Genomic DNA, 24,734 nt, shown 5'->3' on the forward strand with positions numbered 1-24,734 from the left:
CCATGGCTGAGACAGCACAACGTCGCAAGGTTCTCTGCGTGCGACCGCGACAGAACCCGAACTGCGCGGCGGTCCTAGCGACGGTGATCGATGAATGGGTTCATGCGCTCGCGCTTCACTGCGACGTTAGCGTCATCGAGCAGGACTTCGACTTTGCTGAGGTCTACGAGCAGCTGAAGCCCGATTTCCTGATCTTCGACTCCGTCCATTGGGGGCGACCTCACCGGTTGAATATCGCCAACGCACAAGCGCATCCGCATGTACCGCGTGCGCTGTATCTCAACTGCGACCCGCACGACCCGATGCGGCCGCTCATTCTGCAGATGCTAGACAACTACGGCATCGACACGGTTTTCTGCACCGGCAACGAACAAATCCAACATATGCCGGAACTGCTGCGGATCGCCTCTTTCATACTGCCAAAATTCATCGATCCGACCGTGTTCCGGGATTACAAACTCGACAAGATTATCCCCGTCACGGTGTTCAGCGGGCATCTGTTCCCAACCTTTTACCCCTGGCGTGCACAGGTGACGGAAGAGGTCCAACGCCTGTTCCCGACACTGGTCTACACGCATCCCGGCTACGACAAGAACCATCAGGCACCCTTCGAAGTACGTGACGAGAAATACTCGCAGCTGATTTCACAAAGCTATTTCTCGATTTCCGACACCACACGGATGGACTACGTCGTTCGCAAACATCTGGAGATCCCGGCATCCGGCGCCATCCTCGTTGCGCCGGAATCGGAGCCCTTGAAGGAATACGGTTTCGTCGATCTTGAGAATTGCGTGCTCGGCTCCGGCCGCGAGCTCTACATCAAGATAAATGCGATCTCCCGTAGCCCTGATCTCTATTCCTATATCTGCAAGCAGGGTCACGACCTCGTTCACAGCCGCTATACCCGGCAATCCTGGACACACATGCTCGATTGGTTCGAATGCCGCATCAGGCTTCAGCCGGGCGAAATCGTGCAGCAGCAAGGCAAATTCGGGCCGTTCGAGAATGTCCCGGCCGCTCCTGGCACACCGTGGATTGCCGACGCCGTCATCTTCGATAGCCCGATGTCCGCCGTGCTGCGGTCGGCGCGCGACGCGATCCTCTCGGGAGAAGACCTTACGTCAACCAAGGCAGGGCTCAACGAGCTGACCACCTGGATCGGCCATGTGGCGGAGCCCTGGATCCTGATGGGCGTCATCGCGCTTCTTGAGGGTGACCTCAACCAGGCGGCCCTTTGGCTCAGCCGCAGAGGCAATGCCCAGGGCCAATCGGACCCGGAACTTGGCCGCCTCGATCCGGTCGAAATCGCCTGGCTGTTGATGCTTGCCGAACTGATCGAAGATGAAGGCCTTCGCGACCTGATGCTGGAGCGTGCGATCGACGCTCCCCACGTCAGCATCCGGCGCATGCAATGGCTATGGCGTGCCGATGCTGATGAATTCGATGACCACGCGACCGGCGTCGATGGTCCCGAGCCTGGCGACTGCTTGTCGATCCATTGGCTTGGCCAAGAGGATCTCGCAACCTGGATCTCCCTTGCCGAGCGCGTGCTCGCTGCCAATGGCAGAGCCGATCGGATTCGCTACGGTGCCGTTCTCGACGGCCAGTCCAAGATCATGCTCGGGGTGAGTTGAATAGAAGCGCGAGGCCGTTGATATCAATGGCCTCGTCGCTTCCATAACCTCTGTCGAAGCTTGCCTCCACCTTCCCATCCGGCCAAAGTCCTTCGTACAGGCAAGACGGGGCAAGATATGTTTGATCTGACAGGAAAGACCGCACTGGTCACCGGCGGTGGCCGTGGACTGGGCCTTGAGATGGCAAAGGCACTCGCCAAAGCGGGCGCATCTGTCGCGATCAACGGCCGCAATCGGTTGACCCTAGAGACCACGCGCGATCAGGTTGCGAGCGAAGGCGTAACCCTCGATATAGCGCCAGGCGACGTGGCGACGGATGCAGAAGCGATCCTGGCGGCGGCGGCACGCAGCACCGGAAGCCTGGATATTCTGATCCACGCCGTCGGCGAGCGCGACCGCCGCGGCACAGACGATATGGATGCGGCCGGCTTTGCGGCCCTCATCAACGCCGATCTGACTGCCGCCTACGGCATGGCGAAGGCAGCGCTGCCCTATCTCCGGCAGTCTGCCGCCGGACGGCTGATCTTCGTCACCTCGATCGCGGCCTTTGCAGCCCGTGCGGGTGACCCTGCCTATACCGCAGCGAAGGGTGGGCTTGGGGCGTTGACCCGTTCGCTTGCGGTCGAACTCGGCTCCGACAAGCTCACGGTCAATGCAATCGCGCCCGGCTGGTTTGCAACGGAAACAAACGCCGCGCTTGCCGCAGATCCCGCGTTGCAGCAATTCGTCGATGTCCGCATCCCATTGAAGCGCTGGGGCCGGCCGGAAGAGATAGCGCCGGCTGCCGTGTTCCTTGCATCGCCGGCCGCAAGCTTCGTCAACGGCATCACCTTGACGGTCGATGGCGGCATGACGGTTCAGATGTAGCGGCAGCCGCAGTCGAGCTGCCGTCAGGGCGCAGCAATCGTTTTTGAAAGCCCATCGGCAAGAAGGGCAGCAAGTGTGGCCGCGGCCCTTTCGGCGCCAGTCTTGAGACGCAGGCTGAATTCGGCGTCGGGCAGGGTCGGCAGCGCGAGCCTTTCCGGCGCAATCGCCACGCCCTCGCCGACGAAGCGTTCGGTTCTTGCCGTCAACGCGATGCCGCTGCGAACTGCGGCACGCAGGCCGGAGAGGCTCGGGCTTGTCGCTGCGATCCGGTAGGGCCGACCACTTGTTTCCAGCGCATCGACGGCCGCTGAACGGAAACCGCAGGGCGGATCGAGGACGGCAAGCGGCAATTGCTCGTCGGCAAGCATGACATCAGGCGATGCACACAGCCAGACCATCGGTTCGCACAGCACCGCGATTTCGTCGACCGCCCCGCCTTGCCGCATCACAATCATCACGTCGACCGCGCCCTGGTCGTATTGGCTCACCAGTTCTTTCGAGCGGCCTACCCGCAGATCCAGCCGCACCCGCGGGTGGGCGCCCGCAAACTGTTGCAGCAGTGCCGGCAACGTGCTGTCGGCAAAATCCTGGGTGCAGCCGAGCGACACGCGTCCGTCGGTGCGCGCACCCCTAAGGCTGAGCCAGGCGTCGCGATGGGCGTCGAGGATCTTGCGGGCATGCACGACCAAGTCTTCGCCGGCCGGCGTCAGAACTCGGCCGCGTCCGGAAGGGGCCAGCAACGCTTCCCCGATCAGCGCCTCCAACCGCTGCATCTGGGACGTGACCGCCGAAGGGGTTCGTCCGACGACGGTGGCGGCATGCGCCAGCGAGCCGCTTTCGGCAAAGGCCAGGAATGTGCGCAGCAGGTCAGGGTCGAGCGTTTGCATAACTTCATAATAATCGAATTGTTGATCAAGAACAATTCGATTTTGCTCCACTAATAGGAGTGCGAGATTGGCTCAACACCAACCGGCGTTCGAAGGAGCCGATCATGCCCATCATCAATATCAACGTCACCGGCAAAGCCGACCCCGCCCTGTCCCAGCGCATCGCCGTCGCAGTCAGCGATTTGACCGCTAAGCATCTGCACAAGGACCCGACGATTACGGCCATCGTCGTCAACTACGCCGACCCGGCGCACTGGTTCGTCGGCGGTCGTTCGCTTGCCGAACAGGGCGCCAACAGTTTCTGGCTCGATATCAAGGTGGTGGACGGCACCAACACCAAGCAGGAGATGGAGAGTTACCTTGAGGCCGTCTTTGCCGGCTTCCAACAGCTGCTCGGCAATGTGCATCCGGAAAGTTACATTCTCGTGCACGAGGTCTCGGCTGCCGCCTATGGTTTCGAAGGCAAGACGCAGGAGTTTCGCTACATCAGCAACAAGCTCAAAGCTGCGGTTTAGACGTCAGCACTTATGACTGAGCCAATGTGGATATGCGGCGTCGGTTCGGATCGACGCCGCAAATCTGTCGCGCAGGATCAGCCGGGCTTCGCGTCTTCGTTACCGCGCAGCAGACGAATGAGCGCGGAAAAGTCTTCGCCGCCATGCCCGAGCTTTTCGAACATGGAATAAAGCTGGGCGGCCTGCGCGCCCATGGGCGTCGAGGCGCCGCTTGTACTTGCCGCCTGCTGCGACAGCTTCAGATCCTTCAGCATCAGGCTTGCCGCAAAACCCGGCTTGTAGTCGTTGTTCGCGGGCGACGTCGGCACCGGTCCGGGTACCGGGCAATAGGTCGTCAACGACCAGCATTGGCCGGACGAGGTCGAGGCAACGTCGAACAGCGCCTGATGTGACAGGCCGAGATGCTCGGCGAGCACAAAGGCCTCGCAGACCCCGGCCATGGAAATGCCGAGGATCATGTTGTTGCAGATCTTTGCCGCCTGCCCCGCGCCGACGTCGCCGCAATGGACGATCTTCTTGCCCATGGCGTCGAGCAGCGGCTTGCCGCGGAAAAAGGCATCGTCGGCGCCGCCCACCATGAACGTCAGCGTCCCGGCGGCAGCTCCGCCGGTTCCGCCGGAGACCGGCGCGTCGAGCGACGGGCATCCGGCCTTGTCGGCAAACGCATGCGCCTTGCGGGCGCTGTCGACATCGATGGTCGAGCTGTCGATCAGCAATGTGCCGGGATCGACGAAGCCGAGCAGTTCATCCCAGACATAGAGGACATGGGCGCCGGCCGGCAGCATGGTGATGACGCATTCGGCCTCACGTACCGCATGCGCGATCGAACCCGCAACCGAAACACCCGTCTTGGCCGCAGCATTGCGCGATGCCTCCGACAGGTCGAAGCCGGTCACCGCGTGGCCTGCCTTCACCAGATTGGCCGCCATTGGGCCGCCCATGTTTCCAAGCCCGATAAAGGCGATCTTCGTCATCTTCACTCCTCCTGGATTGCAATTCGACCCGCGCCGATCAGAGCGTCTGGCTCCCTTCAGGCGACAAACAGTGGCAGGTGATCTCGGTTCGCAAATCGCGCGCGCATCTCCTCCGTTACCTCAGACAAGCCCACCGTCCATTTCGGGTTGCGGTCCTTGTCGATGACGGCGGCCCGCACGCCCTCGTAGAAATCCGGATTGGAAAGCATGCCGAGCGTGGCCGAGTATTCGCGCTCGAGGCATTCATTGAGCGAGGCGCTTTTTCGCCCGGCCCGCAAAAGATCGAGCGTCAGTTTCATGCTCAGAGCCGAGCGCGAGCGAAGCAGGGCCAGCGTTTCCCGGCCGAAATCGCTGTCTTCCGCCTCCAGCGCCGAAAAGATCTCTTCGATCGTATCGAAGGCGAAGCATCGGTCGATTGCCTTCAGATGTGGCGCAAGCGGCGACGATGGTGCCTGTTCGGCAACACCTCGGATTGCTGCATCGACATCCGCCGCCTTGGCCGAGGGCGGTAACGCAGCAAGGACGCGGATCAGATCGTCGAGCTTGCCGGTCGGGACGTAATGATCGGCAAGACGGGCATGGATCGCGTCAGTGGCACCGATATCGCGACCGGTAAGGCCGAGATAGGTGCCGAACTCGCCGGGGGCATGCGGCAGCAGCCAGGTTGCGCCGACATCCGGGAAATAACCGATGCCGGTTTCCGGCATGGCGAGCCGCGTGCGTTCGGTCACGACACGGTGGCTGCCATGCGCCGATATGCCGACGCCGCCGCCCATGACGATGCCGTCCATGATGGCGATATAAGGCTTCGGGTAAGCGGAAATCCGGCTGTTGACAACGAACTCTTCACGCCAGAACTGTGCGCCATCGGCCGGCCGCTCGTGTCCGCTCTCATAGATCATGCGGATGTCGCCGCCGGCGCAAAGCCCACGCTCACCCTCGCCCGTCACCATGACGGCCGCAACCGAAGGATCGTTCTCGAACTCGGTCAGCGCTTCGGCGATCAACCGGATCATCGGAACATTGAGGCTGTTCAGCGCCCTTGTGCGATTGAGCCGGATGCGACCGACCGCGCCCTGGCTTTCGACGATGACTTCCGGTGCTGCCACCTGCATTTCCATGAAAAGCCCTTCCTATTTCCGGCCGATGATCGAGCGCGCCACGATCAGCCGCATGATCTCGTTGGTGCCCTCGAGTATCTGGTGCACCCTCAGGTCCCTGACAATCTTTTCGACGCCGTAGTCGGCGAGATAGCCGTAGCCGCCATGGAGCTGCAGCGCGTCGTTGGCGACGTCAAAGCAGCGATCGGTGACGAAGCGCTTGGCCATGGCGCAGAGCTTGGTCGCCTCGACGTCGCCGGCATCAAGTGCCGAGGCCGCGCGCCAGAGGAAGGTGCGAGCGATCTCAAGGTCGGTTGCCATGTCGGCCAGGCGAAACTGCAGCGCCTGGAACTCGCCGATTGCCTTGCCGAAGGCTCGGCGCTCCTGAACATAGACAAGGGCCTTGTCGAAGGCAGCCTGCGCGCCGCCGAGCGAAGCTGCGGCAATGTTCAACCGGCCGCCGTCGAGCCCGCCCATGGCGATCTTGAAGCCGTCGCCTTCGGCACCGAGGCGGTTTTCAGCGGGAATCCGTACGCCATCGAGCATCACGGCGCGCGTCGGCTGCACGTGCCAGCCCATCTTCTTCTCGTTCGCCCCGAAGGTGAGGCCCGGCGCATCCTTTTCCACCACGAAGGTGGAGATGCCCTTCGGACCGTCCTCGCCGGTTCTCGCCATGATTACATAGAGACCGGACACGCCGGCACCGGAGATGAACTGCTTCTGGCCGGTCAGGACGTAACTGTCGCCATCCTTGACGGCCTTGGTTTTCAGCGCCGCCGCATCCGAACCGGATCCCGGTTCGGTCAGGCAGTAGCTCGCCAGTGTTTCCATGCTCAGCAGTTGCGGCAGCAACCGATGACGCTGCTCGTCGGTGCCATAGCGGTCGATCATGCCGGCGCACATATTGTGAATGGAAACGAAAGAGGCGACCGCCGGGCAGCCGGTTGCCAGCGCCTCGATGATGATTGCGGCGTCGAGCCGCGTCAGGCCCGTGCCGCCGACATCGTCGCGCACATAAATGCCGGCCATGCCGAGCGCGGCGGCGGCCTGTAGCTTGTCGACCGGAAAATGCTTTTCCTGGTCCCACTCGATGGCGTTGGGCGCCAACTCGTCGCGAGCGAAATCAAGCGCCATCTGACGGATGGCTTCCTGTTCCTCAGACAGGCGAAAATCCATATGCATGTCCTCCCTGACCGCATATTGAACGATTGGGGCTAGTTACACCAAATTCCGTACAGGCACAGGTGCAACTTCTCACAGGTTCTGTTCAAAAACGAACAGAAGCCTGCCAAACTCCATTAGCTCTCACTCAGACGATACGGCAGAGCGCCGCGCAAGTCATGGTCGACGATCAGCTTTCGCTTCAACGGCGGCACGGCACGGCTGGCGCATTTCGTGCGCTCGCAGATCCGGCAGGAAATGCCGATCGGATCAAACGCTGCGCGGTTGCCGAGATCGAGATCGTCGGCATAAACGAAGGCGTCGGCATAGGAGATCTCGCAACCGAGCGCCAAGGCATAACGCGGCTGTGCCGCGCGGAAGCCGCCGCCGCCCTTGGTGATCTGTGTCGCAAGGCAGAGATAGCGCACACCATCGGGCGTCTCGGCGAGCTGGCGAATGATGCGGCCGGGCGTCTCGAACGCCTGATGCACATTCCAGAGCGGACAGGCGGCGCCGAAACGGGCAAACTGCAGCTTGGCCGCACTATGGCGCTTGGTGATGTTGCCGGCCCGGTCGATGCGGGCGAAGAAGATCGGCACACCCTTCTGCCCCGGGCGCTGCAGCGTCGACAGGCGGTGACAGACCTGCTCCAGCGACGCACCGAAGCGCGCCGCCAGCAGCTCGATATCATGCCTGAGTTCACGCGCCGCCTTGTGAAAGGCCTGGTAGGGCAGGATCAGCGCACCGGCGAAATAATTCTGCAGCCCGATGCGACAGATCTCGTAGGCCTCTTCGGTGCGGAAACCAGCGCCGCCGGCAACCCGGTCGATCTCTTCCCGGGCGTGGAGCTGGGCGATCTGGAGCGCGATCTGGAAGTCGCGTGTCGCGGCGGGCGCATAAGGGTTCAGCGTCAGCAGGCGCGCGCGCGGATCATAGCGCCGGATCGCCTCGTCACCAGCCGCGCCCCGCAACACGCGCACGCCGTGACGCTGCTCGAGATAGGCTGCCAGCGCCGCATGGTTGTCGCCCTCGCCAAGCCCGAGTTCGCCAGCAAGCCGCTCGGCGAGACGATCGATGTCGTGGATATAGTTGTCGACAAAGTGGAAGAAGTCGCGAACTTCTTCATAGGGCGTCGTTTCCATCGAGGGCCCGCCACGGCCGATGGTATCGTCGATACTGGCAAGCTGCTCGCTGTTGCGACGATAGGCCTGATGGCAGCTGATCAAAGCGTGCGCCAGACCCGGCGCGTTCTGGGTGATCAGCTTCAGTTCCTGCAGGCTCGGCGAATAGGTCTCAAACAGCGGATCGCTCAGCGCTTCCGACAGGGCGGAGAGCAGCCTGTCGCCCTCACCGGTTGAAAGTTCGGCGATATCGATCTGGAACTTTTCGGCAAGCGCCAGAAGGACCGAAGCCGAGACGGGCCGCTGGTTGTTCTCGATCTGGTTGAGGTAGCTGGTGGAGATGCCGATGCGCTCGGCAAATTGTCCCTGCGTTGCCCGGTTTGCGTCCCGAAGTTCCCTGACCTTGCGGCCGATATAGAGTTTGCCGATCGCCATGTTCGCAACTTTGCAATTTACATTTCGCAATATTCTCTATTTCACATTTGCACATGAACGGGCGTTTTACCATCCGACCTTCGACGCTATTGCGAAGCGACAAACGCCTCTGCACAATCACGGAAAAACCGGGAGGGATTTATGCGCGCCATACTTGAACAGGTCGAAGCTCGCCGGGCGGAGGCAAGGGCCGGCGGCGGCCAGCGGCGCATCGACGCGCAGCACGGCAAAGGCAAGCTGACGGCGCGCGAACGCATCGAGGTTCTGCTCGATGAAGATTCCTTCGAAGAGTACGACATGTATGTCACGCATCGCTGCGTCGACTTCGGCATGGACAGCCAGAAAGTTGCCGGCGACGGTGTCGTCACCGGTTGGGGCACGATCAACGGCCGGCAGGTCTATGTGTTCTCCCAGGACTTCACCGTGCTTGGCGGGTCACTGTCTGAAACCCACGCCCAGAAAATCTGCAAGATCATGGACATGGCAGTGCGCAACGGCGCCCCCGTGATCGGGCTTAACGATTCGGGCGGCGCTCGTATTCAAGAAGGCGTTGCGTCGCTCGCCGGCTATGCCGAAGTCTTCCGCCGCAACGCCGAGGCATCGGGCGTCATCCCGCAGATCTCGGTGATCATGGGCCCCTGCGCCGGCGGCGCCGTCTATTCGCCGGCGATGACCGACTTCATCTTCATGGTGCGCGACTCATCCTACATGTTCGTCACCGGTCCCGACGTGGTGAAAACCGTCACCAACGAGATCGTCACGGCGGAAGAGCTTGGCGGCGCCGGCACACACACGAAAAAGTCCTCCGTCGCCGATGCGGCCTATGAAAACGACATCGAGACGCTGGAGCATGTACGCCTGCTCTTCGATTTCCTGCCGCTCAACAATCGCGAAAAACCGCCGGTCCGGCCATTCCACGATGACCCGTCGCGGCTGGAACGGCGGCTGGACAGCCTCATCCCCGACAGCGCGGCCAAGCCCTACGACATGAAGGAGCTGATCTTCGCGCTTGCCGACGAGGGCGACTTCTTCGAGCTGCAGCAGAGTTTCGCGCGCAACATCGTCACCGGCTTCATCCGCATGGAAGGCCAGACCGTCGGCGTCGTCGCAAACCAGCCGATGGTGCTTGCCGGCTGCCTCGATATCGACAGTTCGCGCAAGGCAGCCCGCTTCGTCCGGTTCTGCGATGCCTTTTCGATTCCGATCCTGACCCTCGTCGACGTGCCCGGCTTCCTGCCCGGCACCGCCCAGGAGTATGGCGGCGTCATCAAGCACGGCGCCAAGCTGCTCTTCGCCTATAGCCAGGCAACCGTGCCGATGGTGACGCTGATCACGCGAAAAGCCTATGGCGGCGCCTATGACGTCATGGCCTCCAAGCATATCGGCGCAGACGTCAACTATGCCTGGCCGACGGCCGAAATCGCCGTCATGGGCGCCAAGGGGGCAACCGAAATCCTCTACCGATCCGAACTTGGCGACGCCGAGAAGATCGCGGCGCGCACGCAGGAATACGAGGAGCGCTTCGCCAACCCGTTCGTCGCCGCGGAACGTGGCTTCATCGATGAGGTGATCATGCCGCATTCCTCGCGCCGTCGCATCGCCCGCGCCTTCGCCTCGCTTCGCAACAAGCAGGTCGATCTCCGCTGGCGCAAGCACGACACGATCCCGCTGTGATGGAGGCAACCATGGAGCCGGAACGCGAACGCATCATGACACCGGAGGAGGCCCGACGCGACCATCGCGAGATGCTGCGTTACCTGGCGGTCAACGCGCTCTACGGCATGGCCACCGGGGCAACCGTCGCCGGCGTGCTGATCTGGCTCAACATCGGCGCCGTCGGCACCCATATCGCCCGCTCCACCAGCCCCATACTCGCCACGGCCATGGTCGTCGTGCCCTTTGCGCTGCTCTTCGGCGGCGCTGTTGCGGCATCGTCCATCGCGCTCCTGCCCTACCGGCGCAAATTCAAACGCTGACGCGACACCAAGGATTTGAAAGAGAAACGCATGTTCACGAAGATCCTCATCGCCAACCGTGGCGAGATCGCCTGCCGCGTCATCAAGAGCGCGAAGAAACTGGGCATCCCCACCGTCGCCGTCTATTCCGACGCCGACCGCGACGCCATGCATGTGCGCATGGCCGACGAGGCAGTCCATATCGGTCCTTCGCCCTCGGCGCAGTCCTATATCGTCATCGACAAGATTATCGCGGCGGTCCGCAGCACCGGAGCAGATGCCGTCCATCCGGGTTATGGCTTCCTCTCGGAAAATGCCGCCTTCGCCGAGGCACTGGAGAAGGAAGGCGTGGCCTTCATCGGCCCGCCGGTCGGAGCGATCCAGGCGATGGGCGACAAGATCACCTCCAAGAAGCTTGCGGCCGAAGCCGGCGTCTCCACCGTGCCCGGTCACATGGGCCTGATCGCCGATGCCGAGGAGGCCGTGAAGATCTCGGGTTCGATCGGTTATCCCGTGATGATCAAGGCATCGGCCGGCGGCGGCGGCAAGGGCATGCGCATCGCCTGGAACGACCAGGAAGCGCGGGAAGGCTTCCAGTCATCGAAGAACGAGGCAAAGAACTCGTTCGGCGACGACCGCATCTTCATCGAAAAATTCGTGACCGAACCGCGCCATATCGAGATCCAGGTGCTTGGCGACAAGCACGGCAACACGCTTTATCTCGGCGAGCGTGAATGCTCGATCCAGCGCCGCAACCAGAAGGTCATCGAGGAAGCCCCCTCGCCGTTCCTGGATGCCGCCACCCGCAAGGCCATGGGCGAGCAGGCCGTGGCGCTGGCAAAGGCCGTCGGTTACCACTCGGCCGGCACGGTCGAGTTCATCGTCGACGGCAATCGCAACTTCTATTTCCTCGAGATGAATACCCGCCTGCAGGTCGAACACCCGGTCACCGAACTCGTAACCGGCCTTGATCTTGTCGAGCAGATGATCCGCGTTGCAGCCGGCGAGAAGCTCGCCTTCGGCCAGGCGGACGTGAAACTCAACGGCTGGGCGATCGAGAGCCGCCTCTATGCCGAAGATCCCTATCGCAACTTCCTGCCCTCGATCGGCAGGCTGACGCGCTACCGGCCGCCGGCCGAAGGTGCGAATGACGACGGCACGGTGACGCGTAACGACACCGGCGTCTTCGAGGGGGGCGAGATCTCGATGTACTACGATCCGATGATCGCCAAGCTCTGCACCTGGGGACCGGACCGGCTGACAGCGGTCGGGGCCATGGCGGGCGCACTCGACCAGTTCGAGGTCGAAGGCATCGGTCACAACCTGCCCTTCCTCTCCGCCGTGATGCAACAGCAGCGCTTCCGCGACGGCCGCCTGACGACCGCCTATATCGCCGAGGAATTCGCCGACGGCTTTCATGGCGTGACGCCGGGCGAAGCGTCGGCGCGCAAGCTGGCGGCCGTCGCCGTTTCGATCAACCAGGTCCTGCAGGAGCGCGCCAGCCAGATTTCCGGCACCATCGGCAATCATCGCCGGATCGTCGGCAACGATTGGGTCGTCACTCTGGCCGACATGGACTTTCCGCTGACATCGGGTGCATCGGCCGACGGCGCATACGTCCGCTTCGAAGACGGCACGTCCGCCTCGATCGCCGGCGACTGGACACCTGGCCGCACGCTCGCCACGTTCAACATCGACAATCAGCCGATGAGCGTGAAGGTCGAACTGACCGGCACCGCGATCCGACTGCGCTGGCGCGGCATCGACGTCATCGCCCGGGTCAGAAGCCCGCGCGTCGCCGAGCTTGCCAAGCTGATGCCGAAGAAGCTGCCGCCGGACACCTCCAGGATGCTGCTCTGCCCGATGCCCGGCGTCATCACCTCGGTCTCGGTCAAGGCCGGCGACACGGTGGAAGCCGGCCAGTCGCTCGCGATCGTCGAGGCGATGAAAATGGAAAACATCCTGCGCGCCGAAAAGCGCGCCACCGTCAAGCGCGTCGCCGTTGCCGCCGGCGCGAGCCTCGCGGTCGACGAGTTGATCATGGAATTCGAATGATGGTTGCCGAGCAATCACGCCCTCATTCCTGTGCTCGTCACAGGAATCCAGCAGCGCCGCGTTGGCGGCGCATGAAGTCCATTCTTTCACGCGAAGGACTTCGCGTGGCTGGATCCCCGTGCCTGTCACAGGGATGAGGTCCGGAAGAAGCCCTTTGGGCCAAGGAGTTACCGATGAGCGATAAGACCGTGAAAGACTGGGAGACCCTCGCCGAGCGCGAACTCCAGGCGCGCCCTGAAAGCCTCACCTGGCAGACGCCGGAAGGTATCGCCGTAAAGCCGCTCTATACCGCGGATGATCTCGCCGGCATCGGTCATCTCGAATCCCTGCCGGGTTTCGCACCGTTCCTGCGCGGCCCGCGCGCGACGATGTATGCCGGCCGGCCCTGGACGATCCGGCAATATGCCGGCTTCTCGACGGCCGAGGCCTCGAACGCCTTTTATCGCAAGAACCTCGCGGCCGGCCAGAAGGGCCTTTCGGTCGCCTTCGACCTCGCCACCCATCGCGGTTACGACAGCGATCATCCGCGCGTCGAGGGCGACGTCGGCAAGGCGGGTGTGGCGATCGATTCGGTCGAGGACATGACGATCCTGTTCGACGGCATTCCGCTGGAAGAAATGTCGGTGTCGATGACGATGAACGGCGCGGTGATCCCGATCCTCGCCTCCTTCATCGTCGCTGGCGAAGAACAGGGCGTTTCGCGCGACAGGCTGTCGGGGACCATCCAGAACGACATCCTCAAGGAGTTCATGGTCCGCAACACCTATATCTACCCGCCGGAACCCTCGATGCGCATCGTTGCCGATATCATCGAGTACACGGCAAAGGAGATGCCGAAGTTCAACTCGATCTCCATCTCCGGCTATCACATGCAGGAGGCGGGCGCGACGCTGGTGCAGGAGCTCGCCTTCACGCTGGCCGACGGCCGCGAATATGTGCGCGCCGCACTTGCCAAGGGCTTGAACGTCGACGAGTTCGCCGGCCGCCTTTCCTTCTTCTTCGCCATCGGCATGAACTTCTTCATGGAAGCCGCCAAGCTTCGGGCAGCCCGGCTCTTGTGGACGCGGATCATGACCGAGTTCGAGCCGAAGAAGCCGTCATCGCTGATGCTGCGCACCCATTGCCAGACATCAGGCGTCTCGCTCCAGGAGCAGGACCCCTACAACAACATCATCCGCACCGCCTTCGAGGCGATGTCGGCAGCCCTTGGCGGCACCCAGTCGCTGCACACGAACTCCTTCGACGAGGCGATCGCGCTGCCGACCGAGTTTTCGGCGCGCATCGCCCGCAACACCCAACTCATCCTGCAACATGAGACGGGCGTGACCAAGGTCGTCGATCCGCTGGCGGGCTCCTATTATGTCGAGAGCCTCACCAACGAACTGGCGGAGAAAGCCTGGGCTCTGATCGAGGAAGTCGAGGCGATGGGCGGCATGACCGAGGCGGTCAATGCCGGGCTGCCGAAGCGGCTGATCGAAGAGGCGGCCACCCGCCGGCAGGCGGCGGTCGACAAGGGTGAAGAAGTCATCGTCGGCGTCAACAAGTACCGGCTCGACAACGAAGAACCGATCGACATCCTGGAGATCGATAACACCGCCGTACGCGCAGCCCAGATCCGCCGGATCGAGGAGACCAAGCGTCGGCGCAATTCGCAGGATGTGGCAAAGGCGCTGGCCGTAATCACCGAGTTCGCCCGTACCGGCGAAGGTAACCTGCTGGCGGCTGCGGTCGACGCAGCCCGCGCCCGCGCGACCGTCGGCGAGATATCGGACGCCATGCGCGCGGCCTTCGGTGACCACGCTGCCACACCCAAGGTGGTCAGCAAGGTCTATGGCAAGGCCTATGAGGGCGAGCCTGAACTTGCGTTGCTGACCGAACGGCTCGATGAGGTCTCGGAAAAACTCGGCCGCAAGCCCAGAATCATGGTGGCGAAACTCGGCCAGGATGGCCACGATCGCGGCGCCAAAGTGATCGCCTCGGCCTTTGGCGATATCGGCTTCGACGTTCTGGCCGGGCCGCTGTTCCAGACCCCTGAAGAGGCGGCCGACATGGCACTTGCCAGCAAGGTCAACGTGATCGGTGTGTCGTCGCTTGCGGCCGGCCACAAGACGCTGATGCCGCAGCTTGCCGAAGCGCTGAAAAAACGCGGTGGCGAAGATATCATCGTCATCTGCGGCGGTGTTATCCCGCGGCAGGATTACGAATACCTGATGGACAACGGCGTTTCCGCCGTCTTTGGTCCCGGCACCAACGTGCTCGATGCCGCCCGCGCCGTGCTCGACCTGATCGAAGGCAAGCGGCGGAACATTTGAAGCCTGATCGCGACCGGGATTCCGCCGGTGCCTTGGTCAAAAGACGGGAGGGGCAGCGCGCAAGAGCGCTCCTTCCAGTCCATTCCCGTGTTCGACAAGCAAGAGCCGAAGTCGAAACAGGTGTAATATTGCTTTCTGAAACCGAGCGGAGCGCACTGTTGTCCAAGGGCCGCCGGCGTTCAATCTGCGGGAGGACGGCAATGCGCAAACTTCAATCGCAAGGGGTCCATCACATCACGCTCGTCGGCGCGGACCGACAGACGTCGATCGACTTCTGGGAGGGCGTGCTCGGCATGCCCTTCATCTTCGAGCAACCGAACCTCGACAGGGCGGCGGAAAGCCATCTTTATTTCGACCCGGGCGATGGCCGCCTGATCACCGTCTTCACCGACGAGGCCCGCAAGCCCGATCCGAAGCGGACATCGACGGATATCGGCTGCGTGCATCACATCGCCTTCGCCGTCTCGCGCGCGACGTTCCAGCAGGCGGTCGATCGTCTCAACGAGCGGGAGATCCACAACAGCGGCGTCAAGGATCGCGGCTTCATGGATTCGATCTATTTCGAAGACCCGCTTGGCCTGCTGATCGAGCTTGCGTCCTATCGCTTCGAGCCGCCGGCCGGCCACACACATGCCGAGGTGCTGATGGACGCACACCGGATCCGCGTCGCCCGCGGCGACTACGCCATTGCCGAAGTGCATCTCGCCGATGCGATCGAGGCCCTGATCGCGCGGAGCCGGCCTTCATTGTCAACCGATCGCGCGCCCAGGGATCCGTACTGAGCGCGGGCACAGAAAGGGAGGATCACTCATGTCTGCAATCAAACTCAATGTCATCAAGCCCAGCGTCAACAACCTGACCGCGCGTGTGTTCGTTCGCGCCGCAGGCCTCAATTTCAGCGAGCATGACGTCTATGGCCAGACGCGCTCGGCCGAGTATCTGGCGAGGGCACCTTCGCACCTGACGCCGATGATCGAAACGGCAGATTTGCCCAAGGGTGCGCTGTGGGAGAGCTGCGCGATCATGCAGTATCTCTGCAACAAACACGGGCTCGACGACTTCTATCCGAAGGATCCCGAGACGCGTGCGATGATCGACAGCGCCATGTTCTACCTGATCGGCACCTTCTACCCCTATGTCGCACGCGGCACCTATCCGGTGCTCAAGTTCCCACAATATCCGGGCGAAGTCGGCTATAGCGACGCCGACGCTGACACCAAGGAGCACGCGCGCAAGGAAGCTGCGGAGGCGCTGGCCGAGCCGCTCGAAGTCTTCCACAAGTTCTATATGGGCGAGAAAGCCTTCATCGGCGGCACCAAACCGTCGATTGCCGACATAAGGCTTGCCGCGACGCTCGAATTCCTCGCGGTGATCGATTATCCCCTGCCGGCCTGGGCGGCGACCTATATGGCGGCGATCGAGAAATCGCTCGGCAACGCCTACTCCGAACCCGCCGCAGATGTTCGCGGTTATATCGATTACGTGAAGGCCCAGAGGCAAGAGGAATTGACAGGGACCGCCTAGACCGGTGATTTACGTTCATTGAACAAGAAGGACGATACCGGTCGCGCCGAGCGCCAGTGTCCAGAGGCGATCGAAGTTGATCCACGCCGAGCGCAGGGCCGCAAGGCCAAGCCACTCGAAGACGGCGAGCGCCACCGCCGCGGTGACCGCTAGCATTGCCCCGCTATGAACCGCAACGGCGGCGAGCGAGACCGGCAGCGAACTCGCGATCGCGAGGTCGCCGGAGTGATCCGCAAGGCAGAGGCTGAGGACCGCGGGCACCAGCATCAAACCCGCCCCGTGGCTCGTTGCCATCAGGAAGGACCAGAGCGTAAGGCCGGCCATGCCGGTTCGCATTCCGACTCTGACGCGGTGGCTGTGTCCGTAAAGGGCACCGTAAGCAGCGAGGCCGAGAAGGAGCAAGGCGGCGGCAAGCCTGAAGCTGTGCAAATCCATGGCCGCGCCGAATGCGACAACGACCGCCAACACGGTCGCGATGGAAATGGCGTGGCCAATCGCAATGGGCACAAGCGACAGCCAGACGATCCGCCGGCTCTGGCGGTGAAGCCCCAACGCCACGGCGAAGAGCCAGCCCATCGCCGGATTGAAGCCGTGAAAGGCGCCAAGCCCCGCAAGCGAAAGCCATGGCCAGAAGGTCGTCATTCGCCCTGGTAGGGCCGCACGGCCGCACCCTCCTTACGGATAACAGTAGGAATCGGACGAACAGTCCCCGCCTTCGAGGCGAACCTGATGCGGGCGATGACCTTTTGGCCACTCGACGAAGAAATTCTCGTCGAACGCGATTCCGCCGCCGTCATTGACATCCAGCTTGACCATCCACCCGTCGATGCCGTCGGGATAGAATTGCGGGTCGATCGCCCCGTAGAGCGAATTGGTGAAATAGACCCGCTTGCCGTCCCGGCTGATCTCCACCATCTGCGGCCCGCCGTTCAACGCGCCGTTTGCAGCCTTCGGATGGGTCGCGCGCGAAACGATCCCACCGATCCGTACCCGGCCCGTTTCCTTCGGCGCGAGGGGGTCGGAAACGTCATACTGGATCATGTCACCTGTGCCCCAGCAGGAAACGTAGAGGAACCGATCGTCCATCGACAGGTCGATGTCGGTGACGAGCGGCGCGACCGCGCTGAAGCCCTTGAGCACGGGCGGCAGGAGGTCCGGATCGGCGGGCTCCGCCGGGATCTCGATCACCTTCTTGACCGCCCATTGGTCTTTGTCGCGATACCAGGTCCAGATCGACGCGGAGAGGTCCTTTAGGCTGATGACACAGCCGACGAAGCCATAGGCCTTGGTCGGATCGTGGGCCGGGCGCAGTTCGAAGACGAGCTGGTGCTCTTCGCCGAAGTCGATCTCCTGCAGGTGCTTGCGCTTGTTCATATCCCAGAAATGCAGTCTGCGGCCGTATTTCGAGCCGAGCAGCACCTCCGGAACCAGCCCGTCCTCGAAGGTATCCGGCGTCCCCCATTCGCTGGTGATCATCGTGTCGTGGCCGAGATGCCACCAGAAATCATAGGCGAGCTTTTGCGGCCCACGATCCATTTCCCATTGGCCGAGCACGTCGAAACTCTGGTGATCCAAGAGGAAGATGCCGCCGGGCGCATTGCCGTTGCGGTCCGCGAGCGCGTTGACGTAGATGCCCTCGGGCCCGCAATGGACGGTGTGCAATCGCGAATAGTTCGCCCTTTCGGCAATTTCCGAAGGTTCGATCACACGGATGATCTGCGGATTGCGCGGGTCGGGCTTGGTGTCGAGGATGTGGAGCCGCGAGGACCTCAAGCCCGGCACGACCAGATAGCGACGCTCGACATGCGGGTGCGGCGCATTAGGGCAAAGACAGGAGGAGCAGGCATTCCAGCCGAAATGATGGAGTTCGTCGCCAACATTCGGCATGTCCACCTGTCCGACGATTTGCGAATAGCTCGGCGACGTCGGGTCGACATCGACAACGGCGATTGCATCCGGCCTCGCTCGCTCGGGATCGAACGCTGCGACATAGGCGACGGTTTCCTTTGGAGCCTTGGCCGCCATGCGTGGTGATGGATAAAAGGAAGGATCGGGTCGCCACGTCGCCATTTCCATTCTCCCCGGAGAATTCCCAATGCGTGGATCCTGATGCAGGCTTTGGTGATGCGGCAAAATCGCGTCGGAAATGCGGCATATTGCCTTATTTCCTCGAAAGGAGAAGTGAAACGTCCACTGGGGAATTGCATCGACCGTCGTCCTGGGCTTACCCCCGGCCTGTCGCGCTATCTTATGTCTCGATCTTCAGCTTCATTCGGTCCGCGGCAAAGCGCGTACGGGAAAATTCGACCGGTCGGCCCTCGAGATCGGCGTTGACCGACTGCGCCTCCATGACGATCGCGCCGGGTGAGAGCTTCAGCAAGGCGAGTTCGTCGGCATCGGCATGCCGCGCCACCAACTCGGTCGTCACACGGACATAATCGTCCAGCCCGTGGGTGGCGAATGCTTTGGTCACCGAGCCGAGCCGCGCATATTCTTCCGCCATCCGGGGAAACCGATCGGCGGGAAAATAGCTGGCGGAAACCGACAGCGGTCGCCCGTCGCCGCTGCTGACGGTGCGAAGCTCCACCAGGCGCGCTCCGGGCGAAATGCCGAGAGCCGCGGCGATCTCGCCGCTCGCCGGCAACTCGGCATGGCCGATAAGCTGGGTGCCGATCTCCTTCACCTGGCGGCCAAGCCCCTGTGAGAAGCGCGTGCGCTTCGAGATCGGGTAGCTCACCCTTTCCTTGCGCTCGATCATCGTGCCGCGGCCCTGCACGGCGCGAACCAGCCCCTCCTCGGCAAGGGCTGCCAGCGCACTTCTGACCGTATGCCGGTTGACGCCGAACTCGCCCGCAAGGACCGTTTCGGGCGGTACCATGCCGGCGGCGTCGTAATCGCCATTGCTGATCGCCAGCCGGATCCGGTCAGCGATCTGTCGCCAGAGCGCGACGCCTGTCTGCCGTTCAACCACTTTTCGCATTGCCATGTCACAAGCCTGTCATTTGCGGACGCTAAGGAAAAGTATAAGATGTGCACTTGTCTAGATCAATAGACATTTGAGGTGAAAGTGATGGATGCGAAGCTGAAACAGGAAAGTCCGCCGGACCTGGCGCGCAAGGAAGGCATGCGGCTGCTGGCCCGTGCGTCTTCGGACGAACTCAACGCAGCCTGGGAGGCGCTTGCCAACAAGCCCGATATCTCGCCCGTTCGCGGACCGGAAACGGGCCTCGTCATGGTTCGCGGCCGCATCGGCGGCGGCGGCGATGCCTTCAATCTCGGCGAAGCGACCGTTTCGCGCGCAACGATCCGGCTTTCGACCGGCGAAATCGGCCATGGTCAGTTGCTTGGCACCGACAAGCAGCGTGCGCGCCTTGCCGCCATTTTCGATGCGCTCTTCCAGCGTGAAGCCGACCGCGCCGCCGTTCAGGCTCTTCACCGGGCGATTGCTTCTCGCATTGAGGCGGAAGATCGCCGCACGGCAGAGGAAACCGCAGCGACCCGCGTCGACTTTTTCACCATGGTTCGCGGAGACGACTGATGGCCAGCCAATCGCAAATCTACGCCGGCGCCTTCGCCGACCCGGTCTTTTCCGCCCAGTCCGTCTTCAAGAGCCTGATGGACGGGTTTGCCCGCCCGGGACAGATCGTCCGCCTGGAGGCGTCGAGCATGCCGCCGGCACCATTGGGCGCGGCTGCCGGGGCCGTGGCCCTGACGCTGTGCGATCACGATACGGCCGTCTGGCTGACGCCGGCCCTTGCCAAATCCGCCGTACCGCAGTGGATCGCCTTCCACACCGGCGCGACCGTGACCAACACCAAGACGGACGCCCGCTTTGCCTTTGTCGAAAAAGGCGCGCCGGTCCCCGGCTTCGACCAGTTTTCGCTCGGCACGCAGGAATATCCGGATCGCTCGACGACGCTCGTCATCGAGATCGAAGCACTGACCGGCGGCAAGCCGCTGGTCGCTCGCGGACCGGGCATCAAGGATGACATCACCATCGCAGTGCGTGGACTGCCTGAAGTCTTCCTCGACTTCTGGAGCGCCAATCGGGCGATCTTCCCGCGCGGCATCGATCTCGTGCTGACAGCAGGCGACAGCGTCCTCTGCTTGCCGCGCACATCAAGACTTGTCCGATAGGAGGCATAACCCATGTATGTTGCAGTGAAGGGCGGCGAAGCCGCCATTGCAAACGCCCACCGCCTCCTTGCCGATCGCCGCCGCGGCGACCGCACTCTGCCATCGATCACCATACAACAGGTCGTCGAACAGCTCGGCCTTGCCGTCGACCGCGTCATGGCTGAGGCCTCGCTCTACGACCGCGAGCTCGCAGCACTTGCCGTGCGCCAGGCACGCGGCGACATGATCGAAGCGATTTTTATCCTGCGCGCCTACCGCACGACGTTGCCGCGTTTCGGCTACTCCGAGCCTGTCGACACCGCGACGATGAAGGTCGAGCGCCGCGTCTCGGCCACCTACAAGGACCTGCCCGGCGGACAATTGCTCGGGCCGACCTTCGACTACACCCATCGTCTGCTCGATCCCTCACTGATCGATGACGCGGCGGTCGAACAGCCAGCCGTCAAGGAGCCGGGCGAGCATGTGATGCGCATCTCGGACATTCTCGACGGCGAAGGCCTGATCGAAGGCGACGGCCGCATGCCTGAGGGCCACGTCATGGGCGACCTTACCCGGGAACCGATGGAGTTTCCGATGGCCCGCGACCTGCGACTGCAGGCCCTGGCACGCGGCGACGAGGGTTTCCTGCTGGCGCTCGCCTATTCGACCCAGCGCGGCTATGGCCGGACGCATCCCTTTGTCGGCGAAGTCCGCATCGGTGAGGTCGAAGTTGAGTTGGACCTGCCCGAACTCGGCTTTGCCGTCTCGCTCGGCGTCATCCGTGTGACCGAATGCCAGATGGTCAACCAGTTCATGGGCTCGGCGAAACAGCCGCCGCAGTTCACCCGCGGCTACGGCCTCGTCTTCGGCCAGAGCGAGCGCAAGGCCATGTCGATGTCGCTCGTCGACCGGGCGCTGCGCACCGACGAATTCAGCGAAGATATCGTCGCCCCGGCACAGGATCAGGAATTCGTGATCTCGCATGCGGACAACGTGCAGGCGACCGGCTTCGTCGAGCACCTGAAGCTACCGCATTATGTCGATTTCCAGGCTGAACTCGACCTCGTTCGGCGCATGCGCCGCGACTACGACGCTGCCCGCGCCGGCAGCCAGGACGGCATGAAGGAGGCCGCCGAATGACCGACCTCGCCACCTACAACTTTGCCTATCTGGATGAGCAGACCAAGCGGATGATCCGTCGCGCCATCCTGAAGGCGATCGCCATTCCCGGCTACCAGGTTCCCTTCGCCTCGCGCGAAATGCCGATGCCCTATGGCTGGGGCACCGGCGGCGTGCAGGTCACCGCCTCGATCCTCGGCCCGAAGGACGTGCTGAAGGTCATCGACCAGGGTGCCGACGACACCACCAACGCCGTGTCGATCCGCGCCTTCTTCCAGAAGGTCGCCGATGTCGCCGTGACGACGAAGACCAAGGAGGCGACCATCATCCAGACGCGCCACCGCATCCCCGAGGAAGGCCTGCGCGAGGGCCAGACGCTCGTCTATCAGGTGCCGATCCCGGAACCCTTGCGCTTCCTGGAGCCGCGCGAGACTGAGACCCGCAAGATGCACGCGCTCGAAGAATACGGGCTGATGCATGTGAAGCTCTATGAGGACATTGCCCGCAACGGCCACATCGCCACCACCTATGCCTATCCGGTGAAGGTCGAGGGACGCTATGTCATGGATCCCTCACCGACGCCGAAGTTCGACAATCCTAAGATGCATATGTCGGAAGCGCTTCAGCTTTTCGGCGCCGGCCGCGAGAAGCGCATCTATGCGGTTCCGCCCTATACCGAGGTCGTCAGCCTCGATTTCGACGATCATCCCTTCGAGGTGCAGAAGTTCGACAAGCCCTGCGCGCTCTGCGGCGCCGAGAACGTCTACCTTGACGAAGTGGTGCTCGACGACAGGGGCGGACGCATGTTCGTCTGCTCGGACACCGACCATTGCGAAGACCGCCGCGACTGCGGCCATGCTGGACACATGCTTGCCCGCCAGGAGGCTGCAGAATGAGTGCCGTACCGCTTCTTAAAGTCAATGATGTCTCGAAATTCTACGGCAGCCGCACCGGATGCCGGAATGTCTCCTTCGACCTCTTCCCAGGCGAAGTGCTGGCGATCGTCGGGGAATCCGGCTCGGGCAAGACGACGCTTCTGTCCTGCCTTTCAACCCGGCTGATGCCGACGTCGGGCATCGTCGAATACCATATGCGCGACGGCCAGTACCGAGACCTCGCGCGCATGGGCGAGGCAGAGCGGCGCTTCCTGATGCGCACCGACTGGGGCTTCGTCCACCAGAACCCGGCCGACGGCCTTAGGATGACGGTCTCGGCCGGCGCCAATGTCGGCGAGCGGCTGATGGCCGTCGGCGACCGGCACTACGGTCACATCCGTGCCGCCGCCAGCGACTGGCTCGAGCGGGTCGAGATCGGCATCGACCGCATCGACGACCAGCCCCGCGCTTTTTCCGGCGGCATGCGCCAGCGCCTGCAGATAGCCCGCAACCTCGTCACCTCCCCTCGCCTCGTCTTCATGGACGAGCCGACCGGTGGCTTGGACGTTTCGGTCCAGGCGCGCCTGCTCGATCTGGTGCGCGGCCTTGTGCATGATCTTGGCCTTGCGGCCATCATCGTCACCCACGATCTCGCCGTCGCACGGCTGCTGTCGCATCGCATGATGGTGATGAAGGACGGCGCCGTCATCGAGCAGGGCCTGACGGACCGCGTCCTCGACGATCCGCGCGAGCCCTATACCCAACTCCTCGTCTCCTCCATCCTGCAGGTATGACGCATGATCCCGAAAAGTGAAAATCGGTTTTCGGTCAAGATCATGCGCAAAGGAAAGTAAGAATCATGGCCACGCCCCTTGTTGTTTCCGAAGTCGCAAAAAGCTTCACCATGCACCTGCGTGACGGCGTCCGCCTGCCTGTTGTCGCCAACGTCTCCTTCTCGGTCAAATCAGGCGAATGCGTCGTGCTCGGCGGCCCCTCCGGCGTCGGCAAAAGCTCGATCCTGAAAATGCTCTACGGCAATTACGGCGTCGACGAAGGCCAGATCCTGATGGAGCACGACGGCAAGCTGGTGAACCTTGCCACCGCCGAACCGCGCACAGTGCTTGAAGTCCGGCGCGCAACGCTCGGATATGTCAGCCAGTTCCTGCGCGTCGTGCCGCGTGTCTCCGCACTCGATATCGTCGCCGAGCCGCTGCAGGCGCGTGGGGTCGCCATGGAAGATGCCCGCGCACGGGCCGCCGAGCTGCTGTCGAAGCTCAACCTGCCCAAGGAATTGTGGTCGTTGCCACCAGCAACCTTCTCCGGTGGCGAGCAGCAGCGCGTCAACATCGCCCGCGGCTTCATCACCGACCACAAGATCCTGCTTCTCGACGAGCCGACAGCATCTCTCGACGCGAAAAACCGTGCCGTCGTCGTCGAAATGATCGCCGAGAAGAAAGCGAAGGGAACGGCACTGATCGGCATCTTCCACGATGAGGAAGTCCGCGACGCGGTTGCCGACCGCATCCTCGACGTATCGGCTTTCTCGCCGCGAAAGGCTGCCGCATGAGCCAGAAACTCGGGCTCGAGCCCTTCATCCACCCGACCGCGAGCGTCAACAACTCGACGCTTGGCCGTTACACCGAAGTCCAGGAGCGTTCGCGCCTGGAAGAGGTCGAGTTCGGCGACTACTCCTACATCATGCAGGACGGCTCGATCTGGTGCGCGACGGTCGGCAAATTCGTCAACATCGCCGCCGCCGTGCGCATCAACGCCACCAACCATCCGACCTGGCGCGCGACCCTGCATCACTTCACCTACCGCGCCCCGAACTATTGGGACGATTCCGAACTCGATCACGATCTCTTCGCCTGGCGCCGGTCCAACCGGGTCACCATCGGCCACGACGTCTGGATCGGCCACGGCGCAACGCTGCTGCCCGGGGTCAATGTTGGCAATGGGGCCGTCATCGGCGCGGGCGCTGTCGTCTCCAAGGACGTCGCCCCCTATACGATCGTCGGCGGCGTGCCTGCCAAGCTCATCCGTGACCGGTTCAATGCCGGTATTGGCGAACGCATGGACAACCT

At 62.7% G+C, this 24,734-nt stretch carries 24 protein-coding genes; 16 read left to right on the forward strand and 8 right to left on the reverse strand.

Annotated features, from left to right (window positions below):
- Window positions 1-2 precede the first annotated feature (2 nt).
- Together BC363_RS23650 and BC363_RS23655 are read left to right on the forward strand one after the other, a co-directional pair.
- On the forward strand, window positions 3-1,634 hold the full coding sequence (locus BC363_RS23650) for a glycosyltransferase (RefSeq protein ID WP_065785012.1): 1,632 nt from the start codon (window positions 3-5) through the stop codon (window positions 1,632-1,634).
- Window positions 1,635-1,751: 117 nt separating this feature from the next.
- A complete protein-coding gene (locus BC363_RS23655) occupies window positions 1,752-2,501 on the forward strand; it encodes an SDR family oxidoreductase (RefSeq protein ID WP_065785011.1) in 750 nt (249 codons plus the stop codon).
- Window positions 2,502-2,524: 23 nt separating this feature from the next.
- Here BC363_RS23655 and BC363_RS23660 read toward each other — a convergent pair whose 3' ends face one another.
- Window positions 2,525-3,388 carry a LysR substrate-binding domain-containing protein gene (locus tag BC363_RS23660; RefSeq protein WP_065785010.1) on the reverse strand — a complete coding sequence of 288 codons (864 nt, stop codon included), beginning with the start codon at window positions 3,386-3,388 and terminating at the stop codon, window positions 2,525-2,527.
- A gap of 104 nt (window positions 3,389-3,492) precedes the next feature.
- Between BC363_RS23660 and BC363_RS23665 the strand changes: the two genes are divergently transcribed.
- Entirely contained in the window at window positions 3,493-3,903 is a 411-nt protein-coding gene (locus BC363_RS23665; protein WP_065785009.1) for a 4-oxalocrotonate tautomerase family protein, read from the forward strand.
- 77 nt (window positions 3,904-3,980) lie between these two features.
- On the opposite strand, the gene mmsB is transcribed toward BC363_RS23665, so the two are convergent.
- The 4 genes from mmsB to BC363_RS23685 all read right to left on the reverse strand — a co-directional run bounded on the left by mmsB (window position 3,981) and on the right by BC363_RS23685 (window position 8,694).
- Window positions 3,981-4,877, reverse strand: a complete 897-nt coding sequence (gene mmsB / locus BC363_RS23670) for a 3-hydroxyisobutyrate dehydrogenase (RefSeq protein WP_065785008.1) — start codon at window positions 4,875-4,877, stop codon at window positions 3,981-3,983.
- A 56-nt stretch (window positions 4,878-4,933) separates the two neighbouring features.
- Window positions 4,934-5,998, reverse strand: a complete 1,065-nt coding sequence (locus BC363_RS23675) for an enoyl-CoA hydratase/isomerase family protein (protein WP_065785007.1) — start codon at window positions 5,996-5,998, stop codon at window positions 4,934-4,936.
- A gap of 12 nt (window positions 5,999-6,010) precedes the next feature.
- A complete protein-coding gene (locus BC363_RS23680) occupies window positions 6,011-7,153 on the reverse strand; it encodes an isobutyryl-CoA dehydrogenase (RefSeq protein WP_065785006.1) in 1,143 nt (380 codons plus the stop codon).
- A 122-nt stretch (window positions 7,154-7,275) separates the two neighbouring features.
- Window positions 7,276-8,694 carry an XRE family transcriptional regulator gene (locus BC363_RS23685; protein ID WP_065785005.1) on the reverse strand — a complete coding sequence of 473 codons (1,419 nt, stop codon included), beginning with the start codon at window positions 8,692-8,694 and terminating at the stop codon, window positions 7,276-7,278.
- Window positions 8,695-8,835: 141 nt separating this feature from the next.
- On the opposite strand from BC363_RS23685, the gene BC363_RS23690 reads away from it, so the two are divergent.
- The 6 genes from BC363_RS23690 to BC363_RS23715 all read left to right on the forward strand — a co-directional run bounded on the left by BC363_RS23690 (window position 8,836) and on the right by BC363_RS23715 (window position 16,540).
- Window positions 8,836-10,368: an acyl-CoA carboxylase subunit beta gene (locus BC363_RS23690; protein ID WP_065785004.1), complete on the forward strand. Its 1,533-nt coding sequence runs from the start codon at window positions 8,836-8,838 to the stop codon at window positions 10,366-10,368.
- Between the two features lie 11 nt (window positions 10,369-10,379).
- Window positions 10,380-10,670, forward strand: a complete 291-nt coding sequence (locus BC363_RS23695) for a hypothetical protein (RefSeq protein WP_083223591.1) — start codon at window positions 10,380-10,382, stop codon at window positions 10,668-10,670.
- A 30-nt stretch (window positions 10,671-10,700) separates the two neighbouring features.
- Entirely contained in the window at window positions 10,701-12,704 is a 2,004-nt protein-coding gene (locus BC363_RS23700) for an acetyl/propionyl/methylcrotonyl-CoA carboxylase subunit alpha (protein WP_065785003.1), read from the forward strand.
- A 173-nt stretch (window positions 12,705-12,877) separates the two neighbouring features.
- The gene (gene scpA / locus BC363_RS23705; RefSeq protein ID WP_065785002.1) at window positions 12,878-15,016 is read left to right on the forward strand and encodes a methylmalonyl-CoA mutase; all 2,139 of its coding nucleotides are present in this window, start codon (window positions 12,878-12,880) and stop codon (window positions 15,014-15,016) included.
- 200 nt (window positions 15,017-15,216) lie between these two features.
- Window positions 15,217-15,798: a VOC family protein gene (locus tag BC363_RS23710; protein WP_065785001.1), complete on the forward strand. Its 582-nt coding sequence runs from the start codon at window positions 15,217-15,219 to the stop codon at window positions 15,796-15,798.
- A 28-nt stretch (window positions 15,799-15,826) separates the two neighbouring features.
- Window positions 15,827-16,540, forward strand: coding sequence for a glutathione S-transferase family protein (locus tag BC363_RS23715; protein ID WP_065785000.1), 714 nt, complete (start codon window positions 15,827-15,829; stop codon window positions 16,538-16,540).
- Between the two features lie 15 nt (window positions 16,541-16,555).
- Here the strand turns inward: BC363_RS23715 and BC363_RS23720 are convergent, their stop codons facing one another.
- The 3 genes from BC363_RS23720 to phnF form a co-directional block, all read right to left on the reverse strand.
- On the reverse strand, window positions 16,556-17,182 hold the full coding sequence (locus BC363_RS23720) for a hypothetical protein (protein WP_065784999.1): 627 nt from the start codon (window positions 17,180-17,182) through the stop codon (window positions 16,556-16,558).
- A 33-nt stretch (window positions 17,183-17,215) separates the two neighbouring features.
- The gene (locus BC363_RS23725; protein ID WP_065784998.1) at window positions 17,216-18,610 is read right to left on the reverse strand and encodes a selenium-binding family protein; all 1,395 of its coding nucleotides are present in this window, start codon (window positions 18,608-18,610) and stop codon (window positions 17,216-17,218) included.
- A gap of 178 nt (window positions 18,611-18,788) precedes the next feature.
- Entirely contained in the window at window positions 18,789-19,520 is a 732-nt protein-coding gene (gene phnF / locus BC363_RS23730) for a phosphonate metabolism transcriptional regulator PhnF (RefSeq protein WP_141690408.1), read from the reverse strand.
- 90 nt (window positions 19,521-19,610) lie between these two features.
- Here phnF and phnG point away from each other — a divergent pair, with 90 nt between their 5' ends.
- The 7 genes from phnG to BC363_RS23765 form a co-directional block, all read left to right on the forward strand.
- Window positions 19,611-20,078 (forward strand): phosphonate C-P lyase system protein PhnG, encoded by a 468-nt coding sequence (gene phnG / locus BC363_RS23735; RefSeq protein ID WP_065784996.1) that lies wholly within the window; start codon window positions 19,611-19,613, stop codon window positions 20,076-20,078.
- The gene (phnH, locus tag BC363_RS23740) at window positions 20,078-20,677 is read left to right on the forward strand and encodes a phosphonate C-P lyase system protein PhnH (RefSeq protein ID WP_065784995.1); all 600 of its coding nucleotides are present in this window, start codon (window positions 20,078-20,080) and stop codon (window positions 20,675-20,677) included. Before phnG ends, phnH begins: the two co-directional genes overlap by 1 nt.
- A gap of 12 nt (window positions 20,678-20,689) precedes the next feature.
- Window positions 20,690-21,796, forward strand: coding sequence for a carbon-phosphorus lyase complex subunit PhnI (locus BC363_RS23745; RefSeq protein WP_065784994.1), 1,107 nt, complete (start codon window positions 20,690-20,692; stop codon window positions 21,794-21,796).
- A complete protein-coding gene (locus BC363_RS23750; RefSeq protein ID WP_065784993.1) occupies window positions 21,793-22,671 on the forward strand; it encodes an alpha-D-ribose 1-methylphosphonate 5-phosphate C-P-lyase PhnJ in 879 nt (292 codons plus the stop codon). Before BC363_RS23745 ends, BC363_RS23750 begins: the two co-directional genes overlap by 4 nt.
- The gene (gene phnK / locus BC363_RS23755; RefSeq protein ID WP_065784992.1) at window positions 22,668-23,444 is read left to right on the forward strand and encodes a phosphonate C-P lyase system protein PhnK; all 777 of its coding nucleotides are present in this window, start codon (window positions 22,668-22,670) and stop codon (window positions 23,442-23,444) included. Before BC363_RS23750 ends, phnK begins: the two co-directional genes overlap by 4 nt.
- 65 nt (window positions 23,445-23,509) lie before the next feature.
- Entirely contained in the window at window positions 23,510-24,217 is a 708-nt protein-coding gene (gene phnL / locus BC363_RS23760) for a phosphonate C-P lyase system protein PhnL (RefSeq protein WP_025429076.1), read from the forward strand.
- Window positions 24,214-24,734: DapH/DapD/GlmU-related protein (locus BC363_RS23765; protein WP_065793329.1), on the forward strand; the 521-nt coding region annotated here is incomplete at its 3' end. The genes phnL and BC363_RS23765, both read left to right, overlap by 4 nt.

Source organism: Ensifer sp. LC384, from assembly GCF_001695865.1.
Taxonomy (GTDB): Bacteria; Pseudomonadota; Alphaproteobacteria; order Rhizobiales; family Rhizobiaceae; genus Ensifer.

Bases quoted from the DNA above. Each gene is read 5' to 3' on its own strand.
- BC363_RS23685 (WP_065785005.1), bottom strand. From the start codon at position 8,694: ATGGCGATCGGCAAACTCTATATCGGCCGCAAGGTCAGGGAACTTCGG.
- BC363_RS23680 (WP_065785006.1), bottom strand. From the start codon at position 7,153: ATGGATTTTCGCCTGTCTGAGGAACAGGAAGCCATCCGTCAGATGGCG.
- BC363_RS23660 (WP_065785010.1), bottom strand. From the start codon at position 3,388: ATGCAAACGCTCGACCCTGACCTGCTGCGCACATTCCTGGCCTTTGCC.
- scpA (WP_065785002.1), top strand. From the start codon at position 12,878: ATGAGCGATAAGACCGTGAAAGACTGGGAGACCCTCGCCGAGCGCGAA.
- BC363_RS23725 (WP_065784998.1), bottom strand. From the start codon at position 18,610: ATGGCGACGTGGCGACCCGATCCTTCCTTTTATCCATCACCACGCATG.
- phnF (WP_141690408.1), bottom strand. From the start codon at position 19,520: ATGCGAAAAGTGGTTGAACGGCAGACAGGCGTCGCGCTCTGGCGACAG.
- BC363_RS23675 (WP_065785007.1), bottom strand. From the start codon at position 5,998: ATGGAAATGCAGGTGGCAGCACCGGAAGTCATCGTCGAAAGCCAGGGC.
- phnH (WP_065784995.1), top strand. From the start codon at position 20,078: ATGGCCAGCCAATCGCAAATCTACGCCGGCGCCTTCGCCGACCCGGTC.
- BC363_RS23650 (WP_065785012.1), top strand. From the start codon at position 3: ATGGCTGAGACAGCACAACGTCGCAAGGTTCTCTGCGTGCGACCGCGA.
- mmsB (WP_065785008.1), bottom strand. From the start codon at position 4,877: ATGACGAAGATCGCCTTTATCGGGCTTGGAAACATGGGCGGCCCAATG.
- phnK (WP_065784992.1), top strand. From the start codon at position 22,668: ATGAGTGCCGTACCGCTTCTTAAAGTCAATGATGTCTCGAAATTCTAC.
- BC363_RS23750 (WP_065784993.1), top strand. From the start codon at position 21,793: ATGACCGACCTCGCCACCTACAACTTTGCCTATCTGGATGAGCAGACC.
- BC363_RS23745 (WP_065784994.1), top strand. From the start codon at position 20,690: ATGTATGTTGCAGTGAAGGGCGGCGAAGCCGCCATTGCAAACGCCCAC.
- BC363_RS23710 (WP_065785001.1), top strand. From the start codon at position 15,217: ATGCGCAAACTTCAATCGCAAGGGGTCCATCACATCACGCTCGTCGGC.
- phnL (WP_025429076.1), top strand. From the start codon at position 23,510: ATGGCCACGCCCCTTGTTGTTTCCGAAGTCGCAAAAAGCTTCACCATG.
- BC363_RS23695 (WP_083223591.1), top strand. From the start codon at position 10,380: ATGGAGCCGGAACGCGAACGCATCATGACACCGGAGGAGGCCCGACGC.
- BC363_RS23715 (WP_065785000.1), top strand. From the start codon at position 15,827: ATGTCTGCAATCAAACTCAATGTCATCAAGCCCAGCGTCAACAACCTG.
- phnG (WP_065784996.1), top strand. From the start codon at position 19,611: ATGGATGCGAAGCTGAAACAGGAAAGTCCGCCGGACCTGGCGCGCAAG.
- BC363_RS23655 (WP_065785011.1), top strand. From the start codon at position 1,752: ATGTTTGATCTGACAGGAAAGACCGCACTGGTCACCGGCGGTGGCCGT.
- BC363_RS23720 (WP_065784999.1), bottom strand. From the start codon at position 17,182: ATGACGACCTTCTGGCCATGGCTTTCGCTTGCGGGGCTTGGCGCCTTT.
- BC363_RS23665 (WP_065785009.1), top strand. From the start codon at position 3,493: ATGCCCATCATCAATATCAACGTCACCGGCAAAGCCGACCCCGCCCTG.
- BC363_RS23690 (WP_065785004.1), top strand. From the start codon at position 8,836: ATGCGCGCCATACTTGAACAGGTCGAAGCTCGCCGGGCGGAGGCAAGG.
- BC363_RS23700 (WP_065785003.1), top strand. From the start codon at position 10,701: ATGTTCACGAAGATCCTCATCGCCAACCGTGGCGAGATCGCCTGCCGC.